15 protein-coding genes are annotated in these 15736 nt (G+C 64.1%); 9 read left to right on the top strand and 6 right to left on the bottom strand.

The genetic code is table 11. The annotated features are described in order from the left end of the window. Positions 1 to 18 precede the first annotated feature (18 nt). Positions 19 to 1233: a phosphoserine phosphatase SerB gene (gene serB / locus LOY53_RS24180; RefSeq protein WP_027592515.1), complete on the top strand. Its 1215-nt coding sequence runs from the start codon at positions 19 to 21 to the stop codon at positions 1231 to 1233. A gap of 152 nt (positions 1234 to 1385) precedes the next feature. On the opposite strand, the gene asd is transcribed toward serB, so the two are convergent. From asd to LOY53_RS24165, 3 genes are read right to left on the bottom strand one after another with little or no spacing between them, the layout of a single operon-like run. Beyond that, entirely contained in the window at positions 1386 to 2249 is an 864-nt protein-coding gene (gene asd / locus LOY53_RS24175; protein WP_099430587.1) for an archaetidylserine decarboxylase, read from the bottom strand. A gap of 9 nt (positions 2250 to 2258) precedes the next feature. Further along, the gene (locus LOY53_RS24170) at positions 2259 to 3068 is read right to left on the bottom strand and encodes a rhodanese-like domain-containing protein (protein WP_099455500.1); all 810 of its coding nucleotides are present in this window, start codon (positions 3066 to 3068) and stop codon (positions 2259 to 2261) included. A gap of 44 nt (positions 3069 to 3112) precedes the next feature. Then, positions 3113 to 4648 carry an HDOD domain-containing protein gene (locus LOY53_RS24165; RefSeq protein ID WP_258703369.1) on the bottom strand — a complete coding sequence of 512 codons (1536 nt, stop codon included), beginning with the start codon at positions 4646 to 4648 and terminating at the stop codon, positions 3113 to 3115. A 131-nt stretch (positions 4649 to 4779) separates the two neighbouring features. Here LOY53_RS24165 and motA point away from each other — a divergent pair, with 131 nt between their 5' ends. Then, on the top strand, positions 4780 to 5631 hold the full coding sequence (gene motA / locus LOY53_RS24160; protein WP_027592519.1) for a flagellar motor stator protein MotA: 852 nt from the start codon (positions 4780 to 4782) through the stop codon (positions 5629 to 5631). 3 nt (positions 5632 to 5634) lie between these two features. Then, on the top strand, positions 5635 to 6663 hold the full coding sequence (motB, locus tag LOY53_RS24155) for a flagellar motor protein MotB (RefSeq protein WP_099455498.1): 1029 nt from the start codon (positions 5635 to 5637) through the stop codon (positions 6661 to 6663). Positions 6664 to 6793: 130 nt separating this feature from the next. Here the strand turns inward: motB and LOY53_RS24150 are convergent, their stop codons facing one another. Beyond that, positions 6794 to 7273 carry a molecular chaperone Tir gene (locus LOY53_RS24150; protein WP_099455497.1) on the bottom strand — a complete coding sequence of 160 codons (480 nt, stop codon included), beginning with the start codon at positions 7271 to 7273 and terminating at the stop codon, positions 6794 to 6796. 122 nt (positions 7274 to 7395) lie between these two features. Further along, positions 7396 to 8427 carry a small ribosomal subunit biogenesis GTPase RsgA gene (rsgA, locus tag LOY53_RS24145; protein ID WP_027592522.1) on the bottom strand — a complete coding sequence of 344 codons (1032 nt, stop codon included), beginning with the start codon at positions 8425 to 8427 and terminating at the stop codon, positions 7396 to 7398. A 148-nt stretch (positions 8428 to 8575) separates the two neighbouring features. Here rsgA and orn point away from each other — a divergent pair, with 148 nt between their 5' ends. Beyond that, positions 8576 to 9118 (top strand): oligoribonuclease, encoded by a 543-nt coding sequence (gene orn, locus LOY53_RS24140; RefSeq protein WP_252826005.1) that lies wholly within the window; start codon positions 8576 to 8578, stop codon positions 9116 to 9118. A 91-nt stretch (positions 9119 to 9209) separates the two neighbouring features. Beyond that, positions 9210 to 9821 (top strand): trimeric intracellular cation channel family protein, encoded by a 612-nt coding sequence (locus tag LOY53_RS24135; protein WP_027592524.1) that lies wholly within the window; start codon positions 9210 to 9212, stop codon positions 9819 to 9821. A 124-nt stretch (positions 9822 to 9945) separates the two neighbouring features. On the opposite strand, the gene queG is transcribed toward LOY53_RS24135, so the two are convergent. After that, on the bottom strand, positions 9946 to 11010 hold the full coding sequence (gene queG / locus LOY53_RS24130; RefSeq protein ID WP_252826004.1) for a tRNA epoxyqueuosine(34) reductase QueG: 1065 nt from the start codon (positions 11008 to 11010) through the stop codon (positions 9946 to 9948). 64 nt (positions 11011 to 11074) lie between these two features. On the opposite strand from queG, the gene LOY53_RS24125 reads away from it, so the two are divergent. Genes LOY53_RS24125 through mutL form a run of 4 tightly spaced genes read left to right on the top strand, consistent with a single transcriptional unit; the run spans position 11075 to position 15735 of the window. Continuing rightward, entirely contained in the window at positions 11075 to 11935 is an 861-nt protein-coding gene (locus tag LOY53_RS24125) for an NAD(P)H-hydrate dehydratase (protein ID WP_252826003.1), read from the top strand. Continuing rightward, complete coding sequence (tsaE, locus tag LOY53_RS24120; RefSeq protein WP_085272304.1) at positions 11923 to 12387, top strand: tRNA (adenosine(37)-N6)-threonylcarbamoyltransferase complex ATPase subunit type 1 TsaE; 465 nt, start codon at positions 11923 to 11925, stop codon at positions 12385 to 12387. The genes LOY53_RS24125 and tsaE overlap by 13 nt, the downstream gene beginning before the upstream one ends. Before the next feature lie 19 nt (positions 12388 to 12406). Next, positions 12407 to 13840: an N-acetylmuramoyl-L-alanine amidase gene (locus tag LOY53_RS24115; protein ID WP_027592528.1), complete on the top strand. Its 1434-nt coding sequence runs from the start codon at positions 12407 to 12409 to the stop codon at positions 13838 to 13840. Continuing rightward, positions 13837 to 15735 carry a DNA mismatch repair endonuclease MutL gene (gene mutL / locus LOY53_RS24110; protein ID WP_252826002.1) on the top strand — a complete coding sequence of 633 codons (1899 nt, stop codon included), beginning with the start codon at positions 13837 to 13839 and terminating at the stop codon, positions 15733 to 15735. Before LOY53_RS24115 ends, mutL begins: the two co-directional genes overlap by 4 nt. The last annotated feature ends 1 nt before the right edge of the window (position 15736 follow it).

Here is a 15736-nt window from a genome sequence, read left to right as displayed (position 1 = left end):
CGAAGTCGGAGTCCGGTCTTGCGCGAAATCGTCCTGATCAACATCACAGGTGAAGACCGTCCCGGTCTCACCGCGGCCATCACCGGCGTCCTGCTGCAGGGTGGTGTGAACATCCTCGACATCGGCCTGGCGGTCATGCACGGCACCTTGTCGTTCGGCATTCTGGTCGATATTCCGGACAACGAAGTGGCCACCAATCTGCTGCAAAGCGTGCAGGCCAAGGCCCATGAACTGAATCTGCAGGCACGTTACACGCCGATTTCCGAGGCCGATTACCAGCATTGGGCCGATGGCCACGGGGAGGCGCGTCATATCGTCACCCTGCTCAGCCGCAAGATCACCCCAGAGCAGCTGCAACGGGTCAGCGCGGTCATCAGCCAGTACGGCCTGACCATTGAGCGCATCGAGCGCCTGTCTGCCCGTGTGGGCCTGGATGCCGACACCGAGAAGGGCAAGGCGGCCGTCGAGATTTCCGTGCGCGGCGAGCCGAGCGATGCCCAGGCCTTGCGTGCAGACTTCTTTGCCCTGGCTGAAGCGCTGAGCATCGACATCGCCTTCCAGAAGGACGACCTGTTCCGTCGCAACCGCCGCCTGGCGGTGTTCGACATGGACTCGACCTTGATCGAGGCCGAGGTCATCGACGAACTGGCCAAGGCCGCCGGCGTCGGCGAGCAAGTAGCTGCGATCACCGAGCGGGCCATGCGCGGTGAGCTCGACTTCCGCGCCAGCTTCAAAGAGCGCATGGCGTTGCTCAAGGGCCTGGACGTGGGCGTGCTGGATGAGATCGGTGCCTCGCTGCGCCTGACCGAAGGTGCCGAGAACCTGTTCGCCGAGCTCAAGCGCCTGGGCTACAAGACTGCGATCCTGTCGGGTGGCTTTACGTATTTCGCCCGTCAGGTGCAGGCGCGCCTGGGCATCGATTACGTGTTCGCCAACGAGCTGGAAGTGGTCGATGGCAAGGTGACTGGCGTGGCCGTTGAGCCTATCGTCGATGCGCAGCGCAAGGCCGAGCTGCTGCAGCAGTTGGCCCGCGAAGAGGGCTTGCAACTGGACCAGACCATCGCCGTGGGTGATGGCGCCAATGACCTGCCGATGCTGTCGCTGGCGGGCCTGGGCGTGGCGTTCCGCGCCAAGCCGCTGGTACGTCAATCGGCCAAGCAGGCGATTTCGACCCTGGGGTTGGACGGTGTGCTGTACCTGCTGGGGCTGCGAGACCGCGACGCGCGCGGCTGATTCGAGATTTTGGGGCTGCGTTGCAGCCCTGATGTCTGTAGCAGCAGCCTTGTGCTGCGAAGAGGCCGGCGAAGCGGCGAATATTTAGCTGTCTTCGCTGGCCACATCGCAGCACAAGGCTGCTCCTACAGGGGCATGTGTACCTGCTGGCCTCAGGCTTCGGCAGGCGCTGCCAGTAGCTGCCCCATGCGCACCGCCGACCCGGCACCCAGGCTTTCTGCCCACTTCACCTGCTCTGGCCCGAACAGCACGATGGCGGTCGAACCCAGTTTGAAGCGGCCCAGTTCGGCGCCTTTTTCCAAGTGGATCGGCGCGCGGCTGCCTTCGTCGTAACGGAAGGTCTTCAGCTCACGCTTGGGCGGGGTTACCAAGCCGGCCCAGACCGTTTCGATCGAAGCGACAATCATCGCACCCACCAGCACCACGGCCATCGGCCCACGCTCGGTGTCGAACAGGCACACCACACGCTCGTTACGGGCAAACAGCTCGGGGACGTTTTCCGCAGTGGTCTGGTTCACCGAGAACAGGCGGCCCGGCACATACACCATCTCGCGCAGGGTACCGGCCAGCGGCATGTGCACGCGATGGTAGTCCTTCGGCGACAGGTAGATGGTGGCAAATTCACCACCCATGAACGGCGCAGCCATTGCCGGATCGCCGCCCAGCAGCTCTTGCGCGCTGAAACCGTGGCCCTTGGCCTGGAAGATACGGCCGTGCTCGATCGGGCCAAGCTGGCTGACCGCGCCGTCGGCCGGGCACAGGATGGCACCGGGCGTTTCGTCCAGCGGACGGGCGCCGGGCTTCAGGGCACGGGTGAAGAAGGCGTTGAAGTGTTCGTAAGCGCTCAGGTCTTCGACCAGGGCCTCGGACATGTTCACCTGGTAGCGCTTGGCAAACCAGGCGGTGAAGGCGTTTTTGAACCAGCGTGCACGGCACTCGGCGATGCAGCCGGCCAGCCGCGACAGCAGGTGGTGCGGCAGCAGGTACTGGCTGATGATGAACAAACGGGATTTCATGCAGGTTCCTTAGACTTCTACAGGCGTGTCCGGGTGGTTGCCCCATTCGCTCCACGAGCCGGCGTAGGCCTTGACGCGTGGGTAGCCGAGGGATTTGGCCACCAGGTAGGTGAAACCGGAGCGGCGGTGGGTCTGGCAGTGGGTGATCACTTCCTTGTCGGGGGTGATGCCCAGCTTTTCGAGGACGTCGGCGATGTCCTGGCGGATGCGCAGGTGGTCATTGAGGTCCATGCCGGCGGTCCACTCGAAGTTGATCGCGCCGGGGATATGACCCCCTTTGGCCGCCAGAACCTTCTCGCCGCTGTATTCCTGCGGGCCGCGGGCATCCCAGATGACCAGGTCATCGGCGCCCAGGCGGCTTTGCAGGTATTCGCGGGTGGCGGTTGGCTCGCCATGCACGTGCAAGCGTACGGGCGTGTTAGCCGGTGCCGGTACGTCGGTCACCAGCGTGTCTGCCGGCCAGGCCTGGATACCACCATTGAGGTAGTGGTAGGCCTTGTGGCCGATCACGTCGAGCAACCAGATGAAGCGCCCGGCCCAGCCGCCGCCTTCATCGTCATACACCACATAGACGGCATCATTGCGGTGGCCGAGTTCACTGAACAGTTTTTCCAGGTCGCCCAAGGCCGGTACCAGGCCGGGGGCAGGTGGCTGGCCCAGCTGGGTGCGCTTGCCCTCGACGAAGCGTGCGCCGGGGATATGGCCGCTGACATAGCGGTTGGCGCTGCTCAGGTCGACCAGGATCAGCTGTGGCGAATCCAGGCGCGGCAGCAGGTCTGCGGCTTCGATCACCAGGGGCAGGCCGGAAAAGTCAGTCATCCACGGTCTCCAGTGTGGAAAGAGGGGCGATTGTAGCGCAAGGCTCAGCCCTTGCGGTTGGCAAACACCGACAGCGCGCGCTCGATGCATTGCGCGGTTTTACCAAAGGCTTGCACGCTGATATCGGCCAATGGCCGGCAGCCCTGGTCGGCCACCATCAGCATCAGCACCTGATCGTTTACCGCCAGCGAGCGCAGCAGCACGTGCTCGCTGCGGAACAGGGCACGCAGCGGGGCGGGCAGCAGGGCCGAGAACTGGCTGTGGTTTTCTGGGGTGATGCGCAGCTGTCCCGCCTGGGCCATTAACTTTTGCAGCAGTTTGTTTTGCGGCACTTGCAGGGCCAGGGCCCCGGTTTCTTTGGGCAAGCCGGCGGTCTGTTGCACGCGCAGGTAGTCGCTGGCCTTGTCCAGGCTCAACAGCAAGATGCGTTGCATGCCGCAGGCCAGCAGGGCTTCGCGAGCCTGGGTGGCCAGGTGCACGGTATTGGTGAACGGGCTGGGCTGGGCCAACAGGTCCTGGCACAGCTTGCGCCAGCGCGCCAGGTCGTCGCTACTGGGCGGCGGTGGGGCCAGCATGTCCGGGTGCGGGCGGCGCTGGTGCCAGGGCCAGATCAGTGCTTCAGCCGGGTGGAACAGGGCATGCCTGGCGTGGCGGCGGGCGCTGGCCGCAGCCTGCTGGTGCACTTGCTGCTGAACGTCTTCCAGCGAGGTTTGCAGGTAGAGCGCTGTCAGCAGCTGCCAACGTAGCAGGTGCGGGTTGTCCCAGCCCACCTGCGCCGCCAGCGCCAGGTTGTTGGCCAGCAGCACGGTGTTAGCCGGCTGGTTGAACCAGCGGCGCAGGCCGGGCTCGTCATCCAGGCGGTGTTGCTGGCTGAGCAGGTCTTCGTCGCGGGCGATGCTCAGCACCTGGGCCAGTTGTTCGCGTTCTTCCAGCAGCAAGCGGTAACCCTGGGTTACCCACTGCGGCAGGCGCCAGTACTCCGCCATGGTCTGGCACAGCGCCATGATGCGCACGCCAAACAGCTCTTCCTCAACCTGGGCGGCATCCTCGCCCTTGTGGATAACCCGCAGCTCCCAGGTGTCGAGCAGCTTGGGGTAGGCCAGTGCCAGCGGCCACAGGGGTGACAGGAACAGCAGGCTGCCCCAGTGAATTTCCTGCCACAGCCGTGCCAGGCGGCTGGCGAACAAGCCGCTGGCCTGCTGCGAAGCGTGCTGGCTGATCAGTTGGAACTGGCTGAGCACTGGCGGGATTTCTTCGACGGGCACGGAGGGCAGGCGCTTGAGCAACTGCTCGGTGCGAGCCAGGCCCAGCCGGTTAAGGGCGATTTCCAGGCTCTCGGCAGGCTCGGCCTGGCTGGCGTTGGTCGGGTGATTGGCCTCACGCATCACGGAAAGCACCAATGCCGGGCTGTCCTGCATCAGTTCGGCGATATCGCGCAGCGAGCGGCGGCTGTCATTGATGGCAGCGATTACCCGGTCGTGACTGTGCTTCGGCACGGGGATGCGGACACTCTCCAGCAGCTTTACCCAGGCCTCTAACGTACGCGGCGGCTGAGCGGGCACCTTGGTTTCAATTGGCATTTTGACATCAGTCCGAACTGGCTTTTCGCTTTGAGTGGCTATAGTCTGGCGCAGTTCTGCCGATAAGTAGAAGAAGAGTTTTAAAGCTCCCAGTCTCATACCCCGACCACGACAGCAAGTGCTTTGAACCTATGGCTAAAATTATCGGCATCATCGTCGTATTCGCGAGCGTGCTCGGCGGATACGTGCTCTCCCACGGCAAGATTGCGGCGCTGATCCAGCCGTTCGAAGTACTGATCATCGGCGGTGCGGCCTTCGGTGCATTCTTGCAGGCCAACCCTGGCCACATGACCATGCACGTCATCAAGAAGTCGATGAAGATGTTCGGCTCGCGCTTCTCCCATGCCTTCTACCTGGAAGTGCTGGGCCTGGTGTACGAGATCCTCAACAAGAGCCGTCGTGAAGGCATGATGGCCATCGAGAGTGATATCGAGGACGCCGCAGCCAGCCCGATCTTCGCCAAGTACCCCACCGTGCTGGCGGATGAGCGCATGACGGCGTTCGTCTGCGACTACTTGCGCATCATGTCGACCGGCAACATGGCCCCGCACGAGCTCGAAGGCTTGTTCGACATGGAGCTGCTGAGCATGAAGGAAGAGCTCGAACACCCCTCCCATGCGGTGACCGGCATTGCCGACGGCATGCCCGGCTTCGGTATCGTTGCGGCGGTACTGGGTATCGTGGTGACCATGGCCTCGCTCGGCGACGGCGACCAGGCGGCCATCGGCATGCACGTCGGTGCGGCGCTGGTCGGTACGTTCTTCGGTATCTTGGCGGCCTATGGCTTCTTCGGCCCCTTGGCCAAGTGTCTGGAGCACGATGCCAAGGAAGAGCTCAACCTTTATGAGTCGATCAAGGCCTCGCTGGTCGCGTCGGCTTCTGGCATGCCGCCATCCCTGGCTGTGGAATTCGGGCGCAAGGTGCTCTACCCGAAACACCGCCCAAGTTTTGCCGAGCTGGAACAAGCGGTTCGCGGTCGCTGAGTCATGGAAAACAATCAGCCGATCATCATCAAGCGCGTCAAGCGCTTCGGCGGCGGCCATCATGGCGGCGCCTGGAAAATCGCCTTTGCCGACTTCGCCACGGCGATGATGGCGTTTTTCCTGGTGCTGTGGCTGTTATCCACAGCCACCCCCGAGCAGAAAATCGCCATTGCCGGTTACTTCCAGGACCCGATCGGCTTCTCCGAAAGTGGCACGCCCTACGTGATCGACTTGGGCGGCTCGCCCGAGATGGCGCCGGAAAAGACCATCAACCCTGAGGTGAAGACCGAGCCGACACAGGAGTCCACGGTTCAGCTGAACAAGGACCAGGTCGAGACCATGGCCGAACAGGTCGAGCGCGAGCGCCTTGAGCTGCTGCTGCAGGAGCTGCAGAACAAGGTAGAAGAAAACCCGCAACTGCAGAAGTTCAAGGACCAGATCCTGTTTGAGATCACCCAGGACGGTTTGCGTATCCAGATCATGGATGCCGAGAACCGGCCGATGTTCGACCTCGGCAGTGCGCGTTTGCAGCCGTATTTCGAAGACATCCTGCTGGCCATGGCCGACACCATCAAGGCGGTGCCGAACAAGATCAGCGTCAGCGGCCACACCGATGCCAAGCCGTTCGCCGGCACCGGTGAGTTCGGTAACTGGGAGTTGTCGGCCAACCGCGCCAACGCGGCGCGGCGTGCGCTGGTTGCCGGTGGCTATCCGGATGGGCAAGTGGCCCGGGTGGTGGGTTATGCGTCGTCGTCGTTGTTCGACCGCAAGAACCCGTTCAACCCGGTCAACCGGCGTATCGACATCATCGTGCTGACCAAGAAGGCCCAGCGTGACATCGAAGGTGAGCAGGCCGCGCCCGAAGCGCCACCAGCCCAGCCAGCACCGCCTGCCGGCGCCGCGCCAGGGGCGTCTTCGGCGCCTGCTGTGCCAGGCGCTGAGCAAGCACCGATGCAGCCACGCGAGCTGCGCCAGAAGCTGAACATCTTCGAGGATGGCACGCTGAAGATGGACGAAGCCAAGGAGCAGTAAGTGACTGGGGCCGCTCTGCGGCCCATCGCTGGCAAGCCAGCTCCCACAGGGGTTGTGCGAAGCTCAGGCCCACACCCTATCTGTGGGAGCCGGCTTGCCGGCGATGGGGCGCGTAGCGGCCCCAGTGCATTCAAAACCCCCGGCGGATCTTGGCCTTGAGGTCGGCATGAAAGTAGTCGGCATTATCCCGGTCAGCCCCCAATCCTCGCCCTGGCGGCAATGACATGGCCCGCTCGAACGTGCGTTCATCGTGATACGCACGCACGAACAGGTCGATGTGTGGGCGCTCGCGCATGATCGGCCATTTGCCCAGGCATTCAGGCAGTGTGCCTGGCCCTTTGCGGTAGAAACTCACCCGGCGGCAGCCCATTGCCGCAGCCCCCAGCAGCCAGGCAGTCCACCATTGTTCGCCGACGCTGGCCGGCAACACGCCGACCCAATGGGTGGCATCGCTCATCTGCTGGCAGAAACTGCCATAGAGGTCATCGCGGGTTTGCCCATCGCTGTCGTATTGCACCAGCTGGGTGGGAATGCCTTCGAGCAGCAGGCGCTCATTGAGGATGAACGCGTCGAGCCGCTCTTCGTGGCGGTAGCTGATAAGAACCGGCATGGCAGTTGCCCTCCCTGATAGAAGCCATGACCATCAGCGAAAGCAGGAGAAGGGGCAATAGACGACGCTAAAACCGGAGCGGTCTTACGCGCTCCGGTAATATTTCCTACAGATCAGGCGGGTTAGTAGCTGTCTTCTGGCAGGCTGGCGATGATCGAGCGGTAGCTGTTCATGCGTTGCTGCTTGATCCGGCCTTCGTCCAGCGCCTTGAGCAGCGCACAGCCCGGCTCGCGGTCATGCTTGCAGTCGCGGAAGCGGCAGGTGCCGAACAGGTCGCGGAACTCGATGAACCCCCCTTCCACGTCATCGCGGCTGACATGGCCCAGGCCGAACTCGCGAATACCCGGCGAGTCGATCAGGTCGCCGCCGTTGGGGAAGTGGTACAGGCGCGCGGTGGTGGTGGTGTGCGTGCCTTGGCCCGACCATTCAGACAGGTCGCCGACGCGGGTGTCGGCAGCGGGCAGCAGGCTGTTGACCAGCGACGACTTGCCCACGCCCGACTGGCCGACGAACACGCTGATGTGCCCGTCCAGCATCTGCTGCAGGCGCTGCATGCCGTCACCCTGGTGGGCCGAAACCTCCAGCAGCGGGTAGCCGAGGTCGCGATAGACCTCGAGTAGCGCCTGCAACGCCGGGGCGTTCTCGTCGTTGATCAGGTCGGCCTTGTTCAGCAGCAGCAACGGGCGGATGCCTGCGTGTTCGGCGGCTACCAGGTAGCGGTCGATCAGGTTCGGGTGGGGCTCGGGGGCTGGCGCGAAGACGATCACGATCAGGTCTACGTTGGCCGCCACCGGCTTGAGCTGGCCGTGGTTGTTTGGCCGGCACAGCTCGGTGCTGCGCGGCATCTGCGCGACGATAACGCCGATGCCTTGGTTGCCCGCCCGCCAGACCACGCGGTCGCCGGTGACTAGCGCAGGCAGGTTGGCCCGCAGGTGGCAGCGGAAGATCTGCCCAGCTACGTCGCCGTCCTGGGCCTCGACTTCGACCTGCACCCCAAAGTGCGCGATCACCAGGCCCAGTTGCTCTGGCCCCAGGTCGCCGCCTTCCAGCTCCTGCAGCGTGTGCTGCTCGCGTTTGGCGGCGCGAGCGGCGCGCTCGTTCTGGATTTTTTCGATACGCCAGTTTTGGCGACGATTGAGCTGGCGTTTGGCCATGAAGATTCCGTGCTGGGACAGATTGAAAACGGCAGGCAGTTTAGCACGCCGGGCGCTCGACCATTCTGCTTACCTTTGCACCGCGCGCCGCACATGCGCCCGCCGCACTCGCTAGGCTACTATGACGGCCTATACGAGGAGCCCCTGCATGCAAAACCCACAGAACCTGATCTGGATCGACCTGGAAATGACCGGCCTGGATCCGGACAGCGACGTCATCATCGAGATGGCCACGATTGTCACCGACAGCGATCTGAACACCCTGGCCGAAGGCCCGGTGATCGCCATTCACCACAGTGACGAAGTGCTGGCGCGCATGGACGAATGGAATACCCGTACCCACGGCAACTCGGGCCTGACCCAGCGCGTGCGCGAGAGCAAGGTCAGCATGGCCGAGGCCGAGGCCCAGACCATCGCCTTCCTCGAGCAATGGGTGCCCAAAGGCAAGTCGCCGATCTGCGGCAACAGCATCTGCCAGGACCGCCGGTTCCTGTATCGCCACATGCGCAACCTGGAAAACTACTTCCACTACCGCAACCTCGACGTCTCGACCCTTAAAGAGCTGGCCGCACGCTGGGCGCCGAATGTGCGCGACAGTTTCAAGAAGGGTGGCACCCACTTGGCGCTGGACGATATCCGCGAGTCGATTGCCGAACTGCGCCATTACCGCGAGCACTTCATCAAGGTGTGAAGCGTGAGGGCGCAGATATTGTGTCTGTGCCCTCTTTTGGTGCCCTGGGCAACTGGTTAGACTGCGCGCCTTTCTCGCACGGACTCGCACCATGTTGTTGATGCTCTACCTCATTGCCATCACCGCTGAAGCCATGACCGGCGCGTTGTCTGCCGGCCGCCGCGGCATGGACTGGTTCGGCGTGGTGCTGATTGCCTGCGTCACGGCCCTGGGTGGCGGCTCGGTACGCGACGTGCTGCTCGGGCATTACCCGCTGACCTGGGTCAAGCACCCCGAGTACCTGGTGCTGACCAGTTGCGCGGCACTGCTGACGATTTTCATCGCCCCCATGATGCGCCGCTTGCGCTCGATGTTCCTGGTGCTAGACGCCCTGGGGTTGGTGGCCTTTACCTTGATCGGTTGCATGACGGCGCTGGAGATGGGGCAGGGCATGCTGGTGGCGTCGATCAGCGGCGTGATCACCGGGGTATTCGGGGGGATCTTGCGCGATATCTTCTGTAACGACATCCCGCTGGTGTTCCGTCGTGAGCTGTATGCCAGTGTGTCGTTCGCGGCGGCGTGGTTCTATCTGGGGTGTGTGCACTTCCAGTTACCAGCAGAGCAGGCCATGTTGCTGACCTTGTTTGGCGGGTTTCTGCTGCGCTTGCTGGCGATCCGGTTCCACTGGGAAATGCCCAAGTTCCACTACAACGACCAGCAATAGAGCCGCCTTCAGGTGCGACGCGGTCACTGTGGGAGCGGGTTTACCCGCGAAGCAGGCACCGCGGCGTAGGGCACCGGCTCTGCCGGTGTTCGCGGGTGAACCCGCTCCCACAGGGATGGCGTGGCTACTGGATACCGTGCCGTTCCAGCGCCCACTCCACATGCTCGCGCACCAGCGCCGAGGCATCCTCGCGCCGTGCCTTCAGGGCCTCGATCACCGGGATCGTCGAAGGCGCATTGCCTAACCCCACGGCCAGGTTACGCAACCAGCGCTCATAACCCGCGCGCCGCAACGGCCCGCCTTCGGTCTTGCGCAGGAAGGTCTTCTCGTCCCACAAGAACATCTCGGCCAGCGCGGCATTTTCCAACCCATGCCGGGGCTGGAAGTCATGCTCCTGTGTGGGCCGGGCAAAGCGGTTCCACGGGCAGACGATCTGGCAGTCGTCGCAACCAAACACCCGGTTGCCCATCATCGAGCGCAACTCGACGGGGATCGCCCCTTTGAGCTCGATGGTCAGGTAGGAAATACAGCGCCGGGCATCCAGCACATACGGCCCGACAAAGGCTTTGGTCGGGCAGATGTCCAGGCACGCCTCGCAACGCCCGCAGTGCTCGCTGGTGTGCGCGTCGTCCACCGGCAACGGCAAGTCGACGAACAGCTCGGCCAAAAAGAAGTAGCTGCCGGCCTTGCGGTTGAGCAGCAGGGTGTTCTTGCCGATCCAGCCCAACCCGGCTTGCTCGGCAATCGCCTTTTCCAGCACCGGGGCGCTGTCGACGAAGGCTCGGTAGCCGAACGGGCCGATGGCTTCCTGGATGCGATCGGCCAGGTGCTGCACGCGCTTGCGCACCAGCTTGTGGTAGTCGCGGCCAAGGGCGTAACGCGACACGTAGGCCTTTTCCGGCTGGGCCAGGCGTTGCGCCATCTGCGTGTCGCCGGGCAAGTAATCCATGCGCAGCGAGACCACCCGTACCGTGCCGGGGATCAACTGGTCGGGGTGTGCGCGTTTGCCATCGTGAGCGGCCAGGTATTCCATCTCGCCCTGATAGCCGGCGTCTAGCCAGCGCTGCAGGTGCTTTTCGTGCTCGCCAAGGTCCACCCCGGCAATGCCGACATGGGCAAAACCGAGTTCTTGGCCCCAGATCTTGATGGATTGGGCCAGGGCGGCGAGGTCAAGTGTGCAAGCGGACATGGATGGGCAGGCAATACGGGCTCAGGTGCGTATAATTCTGCCAGACATTGGAGCCTTTGACCCCATGCCCCAGACCAAACAACCCGCTCATGCCCCGCAACTGCTCAGCAGCGTGACCGTCGCGCACCTGCCGGCAAGGCCTGCGCATGCCCATAAAAGTGACTTCGGCCATGTGCTGGTGGTTGGCGGCGACCTCGGTACGGGCGGTGCGGTGCTACTGAGTGCCGAAGCCGCGCTGCGCTGTGGTGCCGGGTTGATCAGTGTGGCGACGCGGCCTGAACATGTCGGCGCAAGCCTGGCCCGCCTGCCGGAAGCCATGTGCCTGGGCGTGAGCTCGGCCAATCAGCTGATGGGCGTGCTGGAGCGTGCCTCGGTGCTGGTGGTCGGCCCGGGGCTGGGGCAGGCGGCGTGGGGCCGTAGCCTGTTGTCGGCAGTGGCCAACGCTGAGCAACCGCAGGTCTGGGATGCCGATGCCTTGAACCTGCTGGCGCGCACGCCCCTGGCCCTGCCCAGCGGCAGCATCCTCACCCCGCACCCGGGTGAGGCGGCGCGGTTGCTGGGGATTTCCACCGAGGCCGTGCAAGCCGACCGCCCAGGTGCTGCGCGCAAGCTAGCCCGCCGCTATGCCAGCGTCTGCGTGCTGAAGGGCGCCGGTACCCTGGTGGCCGACCCGAGCGGGCAGCTGGCGCGGTGTGACCGTGGGCACCCGGCCATGGCCGGCGCTGGTCTGGGCGATGTGTTGACCGGCGTGCTGGCGGCGCTGCTGGCTCAAGGCTTGGGGGCCTGGGAGGCCGCCTGCTTGGGGGCGTGGCTGCATGCCTGTGCGGGCGAGCGCCTGGGCGTCAAAGGTAGAGGCCTGGCAGCCAGTGATCTGGCGCCGGTCATTCGTGAGTTGTTGGAGGAGCATTCTGCGTGTCTGGCTTAAACCTGTTTCTGGCCGATGAAGCGGCCATGGTCGCGTTTGGTGCGCGGCTTGCCGAAGTGACCGGCGGTCATGGCGTGATTTTTCTCGAAGGTGACCTGGGGGCGGGCAAGACCACGCTCTCGCGTGGCCTGATCCGTGGCTTGGGCCATACTGGTGCAGTCAAGAGCCCGACCTTTACCGTGGTCGAACCGTACGAGATGGGTGAGGTGCGTGCTTTCCATTTCGACCTGTATCGCCTGGTCGATCCGGAGGAGCTGGAGTACATGGGCATACGTGACTACTTCGAGGGCGATGCGCTGTGCCTGTTCGAGTGGCCACAAAAGGGTGCGGGCGTTTTGCCAAAGCCTGACCTGACCATTACCATAAGCCCCCAAGCGAGCGGACGCTCGCTGAACCTTTCGCCGCAGGGGGCTCGCGGCGAGGCTTGGTGCGTTGCACTGGGCAAACACTAAAACTGTAAGTGGGGTAGGTATGCGCATACGCGCACTGGTCGCCATCGTTGGGCTGCTGCTGACAACGGTGACCGTTGACGCTCTGGCCGTCACTCAAGTCAAGAGCATGCGCCTGTGGCGCGCGCCGGACAACACGCGGCTGGTCTTCGACCTGTCTGGCCCCGTGCAGCACAGCGTCTTCACCCTCAGCGCGCCAGACCGCCTGGTCATCGACATCAATGGTGCGACCCTGGCCGCGCCGTTGAACGTAGCGACGTCCAACACGCCGATCAGCAGCGTGCGTTCGGCCCAGCGTACGCCTACCGACCTGCGTGTGGTGGTCGACCTGAAAAAGTCGGTCACGCCCAAGAGCTTCACCTTGGCGCCCAATGCCCAGTACGGTAACCGCCTGGTGGTCGACCTTTACGACCAGGAAGCCGACGCAGTCGCTGCCAGTACACCGCCTCCGCCGCCGACGCCAGTGCAAACGCCGGTGACCACGCCTGCGGTGCCGGTCAGCCCGGCCCAGCCGGCCATCAAGCTGCCACCGGTGCCCAGCGGCAAACGTGACATCGTGGTCGCGATCGACGCCGGCCATGGCGGCGAAGACCCGGGCGCTTCCGGCTCGCGCGGCCAGCATGAAAAAGACATCGTCCTGCAGATCGCTCAGGAGTTGCAGCGCCAGATCAACAGCGAAAAAGGCTTCCGCGCCGAGCTGACCCGCACCGGTGACTACTTCATCCCGCTGCGCAAACGCACCGAAATCGCCCGTAAGAAGGGTGCCGACCTGTTCGTCTCGATCCACGCTGACGCCGCGCCGTCCAAGGCCGCCTTCGGTGCCTCGGTCTTTGCATTGTCCGACCGTGGCGCCACGTCCGAGACCGCACGCTGGCTGGCCGACACGGAAAACCGCTCCGACCTGATCGGCGGCGCCGGCAACGTCAGCCTCGACGACAAGGACCGTATGCTTGCAGGCGTGTTGCTCGACCTGTCGATGACCGCCACGCTCAGCTCCAGCCTCAATGTGGGCCAGAAGGTGTTGGGCAACATGGGCCGCATCACCTCGCTGCACAAGCAGCGTGTGGAGCAGGCAGGCTTTATGGTGCTCAAGTCGCCGGATATCCCGTCGATCCTCGTTGAAACCGGGTTTATCTCCAACGCCAACGAAGCCGCCAAGCTGGCCACCCGCAGCCATCAGCAGGCCCTGGCCCGCTCGATCCATACCGGCGTGCGCCAGTTCTTCCAGCAAAACCCACCGCCGGGCACTTACATTGCCTGGCTGCGCGACACCGGCAAAATTGCGGCCGGCCCACGTGAACACACGGTGCGCCCAGGTGAGACCCTGGCCATGCTCGCGGTGCGCTATCAGGTCAGCGTGGCCAGCCTGCGCAGCACAAACAGCCTCAAGACCGATGAGCTGAAAGTCGGCCAGCGTCTCGACGTGCCGGCCACTACCCTGGCTTCGCAGCAATGAGTGGTGGTTCACGCATCCAGCTGCTCAGCCCGCGGCTGGCTAACCAGATTGCTGCGGGGGAGGTGGTCGAGCGCCCGGCCTCCGTGGCCAAGGAGTTGCTGGAAAACAGCCTCGACTCCGGTGCCCGGCGCATCGATGTCGAAGTCGAGCAGGGCGGCGTCAAGCTGCTTCGGGTACGTGACGATGGCGGCGGGATTTCTGCCGATGACCTGCCGCTGGCGCTGGCCCGTCACGCCACCAGCAAGATCCGAGAACTGGAAGACCTCGAAGGCGTACTGAGCCTGGGTTTCCGCGGCGAGGCCCTGGCCTCGATCAGCTCGGTGGCGCGCCTGACCCTGACGTCACGCACGGCCAATGCCAGCGAAGCCTGGCAGGTCGAGACCGAAGGCCGCGACATGACCCCGCGCGTGCAACCGGCTGCGCACCCGGTCGGTACCTCAGTGGAAGTGCGTGACCTGTTCTTCAATACCCCGGCCCGGCGCAAGTTCCTCAAGGCCGAGAAAACCGAATTCGATCACCTGCAGGAAGTTATCCGTCGCCTGGCCCTGGCCCGCTTCGATGTCGGCTTCCACCTGCGCCATAACGGCAAGAGCATCCTCAGCCTGCATGAGGCCCACGATGAAACCGCACGTGCGCGGCGCGTCGGCGCTATCTGCGGGCCGGGCTTCATGGAGCAGGCGCTGCCCATCGATGTCGAGCGCAACGGCCTGCGTTTGTGGGGCTGGGTGGGGCTGCCGACATTCTCGCGGAGCCAGGCCGACCTGCAGTACTTCTTCGTCAATGGCCGGGCAGTGCGCGACAAGCTGGTCGCCCACGCCGTGCGCCAGGCGTACCGCGACGTGCTGTTCAATGGCCGGCACCCAACCTTTGTGCTGTTCCTCGAACTCGAGCCCAACGGCGTGGACGTCAACGTGCACCCGACCAAGCACGAAGTGCGCTTCCGTGAAGGGCGTTCGGTGCATGACTTCCTGTATGGCACCTTGCACCGCGCCCTGGCCGACGTGCGCCCCGAGGACCAGTTGGCTGCGCCCGCTGCGGCTGCCGACATCGTCCGCCCCAGTGGTCAGCAGGCCGGTGAATTTGGCCCTCAAGGCGAGATGCGCCTGGCCTCGCCGGTGCTTGAGCAGCCTCGTGCGCCGCAGTTTTCGATTTCCAATGGTGGCAGTGGCTCGGGCTATCAGTCCCAGTACAGCCCGCGTCCGTCGCAGCCACTGCCGGCCGCCGAGTCGCAAGCGGTCTATCGCGAGTTCTACAAGCCGCTGAACGATGGCGCGGCTGCGCCTTCGTCGCTGCCGGAAAGCCAGGGTGACATTCCACCGCTGGGTTATGCCCTGGCTCAGCTCAAGGGCATCTACATCTTGGCCGAGAATGCTGTCGGCCTGGTGTTGGTGGACATGCACGCTGCGCATGAGCGGATCATGTACGAGCGGCTCAAGGTGGCCATGGCCAGCGAAGGCCTGAGCGGTCAGCCGCTGCTGGTGCCTGAGTCGTTGGCCTTGAGCCAGCGCGAAGCTGACTGCGCCGAAGAGCACGCCCAATGGTTCCAACGCCTGGGCTTCGAGTTGCAGCGCCTGGGCCCGGAGACCTTGGCGATCCGGCAGATCCCGGCGTTGCTCAAGCAAGCCGAGGCCAACCGCCTCGTGCAGGATGTGCTCGCCGACCTGATGGAATACGGCACCAGTGACCGCATTCAGGCGCACCTCAACGAACTGCTCGGCACCATGGCCTGCCACGGCGCCGTGCGCGCCAACCGGCGCTTGGCCATCCCTGAGATGAACGCACTGCTGCGCGACATGGAAAGCACCGAGCGCAGCGGCCAGTGCAACCACGGCCGACCGACCTGGACCCAAATGGGCCTGGACGACCTGGACAAACTTTTCCTGCGCGGTCGATGAC

Origin of the sequence: Pseudomonas sp. B21-031 (assembly GCF_024748985.1) — a bacterium.
Taxonomy (GTDB): Bacteria; Pseudomonadota; Gammaproteobacteria; order Pseudomonadales; family Pseudomonadaceae; genus Aquipseudomonas; species Aquipseudomonas kermanshahensis.
The sequence above is the reverse complement of the archived record's forward strand: the minus strand, read 5'-3'. Positions and strand labels throughout refer to the sequence as shown.

What these genes read in the sequence shown, in the direction of transcription:
- LOY53_RS24115 (WP_027592528.1), top strand. Translation starts at nt 12,407, where the DNA reads ATGCGCATACGCGCACTGGTCGCCATCGTTGGGCTGCTGCTGACAACG.
- LOY53_RS24170 (WP_099455500.1), bottom strand. Translation starts at nt 3,068, where the DNA reads ATGACTGACTTTTCCGGCCTGCCCCTGGTGATCGAAGCCGCAGACCTG.
- orn (WP_252826005.1), top strand. Translation starts at nt 8,576, where the DNA reads ATGCAAAACCCACAGAACCTGATCTGGATCGACCTGGAAATGACCGGC.
- queG (WP_252826004.1), bottom strand. Translation starts at nt 11,010, where the DNA reads ATGTCCGCTTGCACACTTGACCTCGCCGCCCTGGCCCAATCCATCAAG.
- asd (WP_099430587.1), bottom strand. Translation starts at nt 2,249, where the DNA reads ATGAAATCCCGTTTGTTCATCATCAGCCAGTACCTGCTGCCGCACCAC.
- motA (WP_027592519.1), top strand. Translation starts at nt 4,780, where the DNA reads ATGGCTAAAATTATCGGCATCATCGTCGTATTCGCGAGCGTGCTCGGC.
- LOY53_RS24135 (WP_027592524.1), top strand. Translation starts at nt 9,210, where the DNA reads ATGTTGTTGATGCTCTACCTCATTGCCATCACCGCTGAAGCCATGACC.
- rsgA (WP_027592522.1), bottom strand. Translation starts at nt 8,427, where the DNA reads ATGGCCAAACGCCAGCTCAATCGTCGCCAAAACTGGCGTATCGAAAAA.
- LOY53_RS24125 (WP_252826003.1), top strand. Translation starts at nt 11,075, where the DNA reads ATGCCCCAGACCAAACAACCCGCTCATGCCCCGCAACTGCTCAGCAGC.
- motB (WP_099455498.1), top strand. Translation starts at nt 5,635, where the DNA reads ATGGAAAACAATCAGCCGATCATCATCAAGCGCGTCAAGCGCTTCGGC.
- LOY53_RS24165 (WP_258703369.1), bottom strand. Translation starts at nt 4,648, where the DNA reads ATGCCAATTGAAACCAAGGTGCCCGCTCAGCCGCCGCGTACGTTAGAG.
- LOY53_RS24150 (WP_099455497.1), bottom strand. Translation starts at nt 7,273, where the DNA reads ATGCCGGTTCTTATCAGCTACCGCCACGAAGAGCGGCTCGACGCGTTC.
- mutL (WP_252826002.1), top strand. Translation starts at nt 13,837, where the DNA reads ATGAGTGGTGGTTCACGCATCCAGCTGCTCAGCCCGCGGCTGGCTAAC.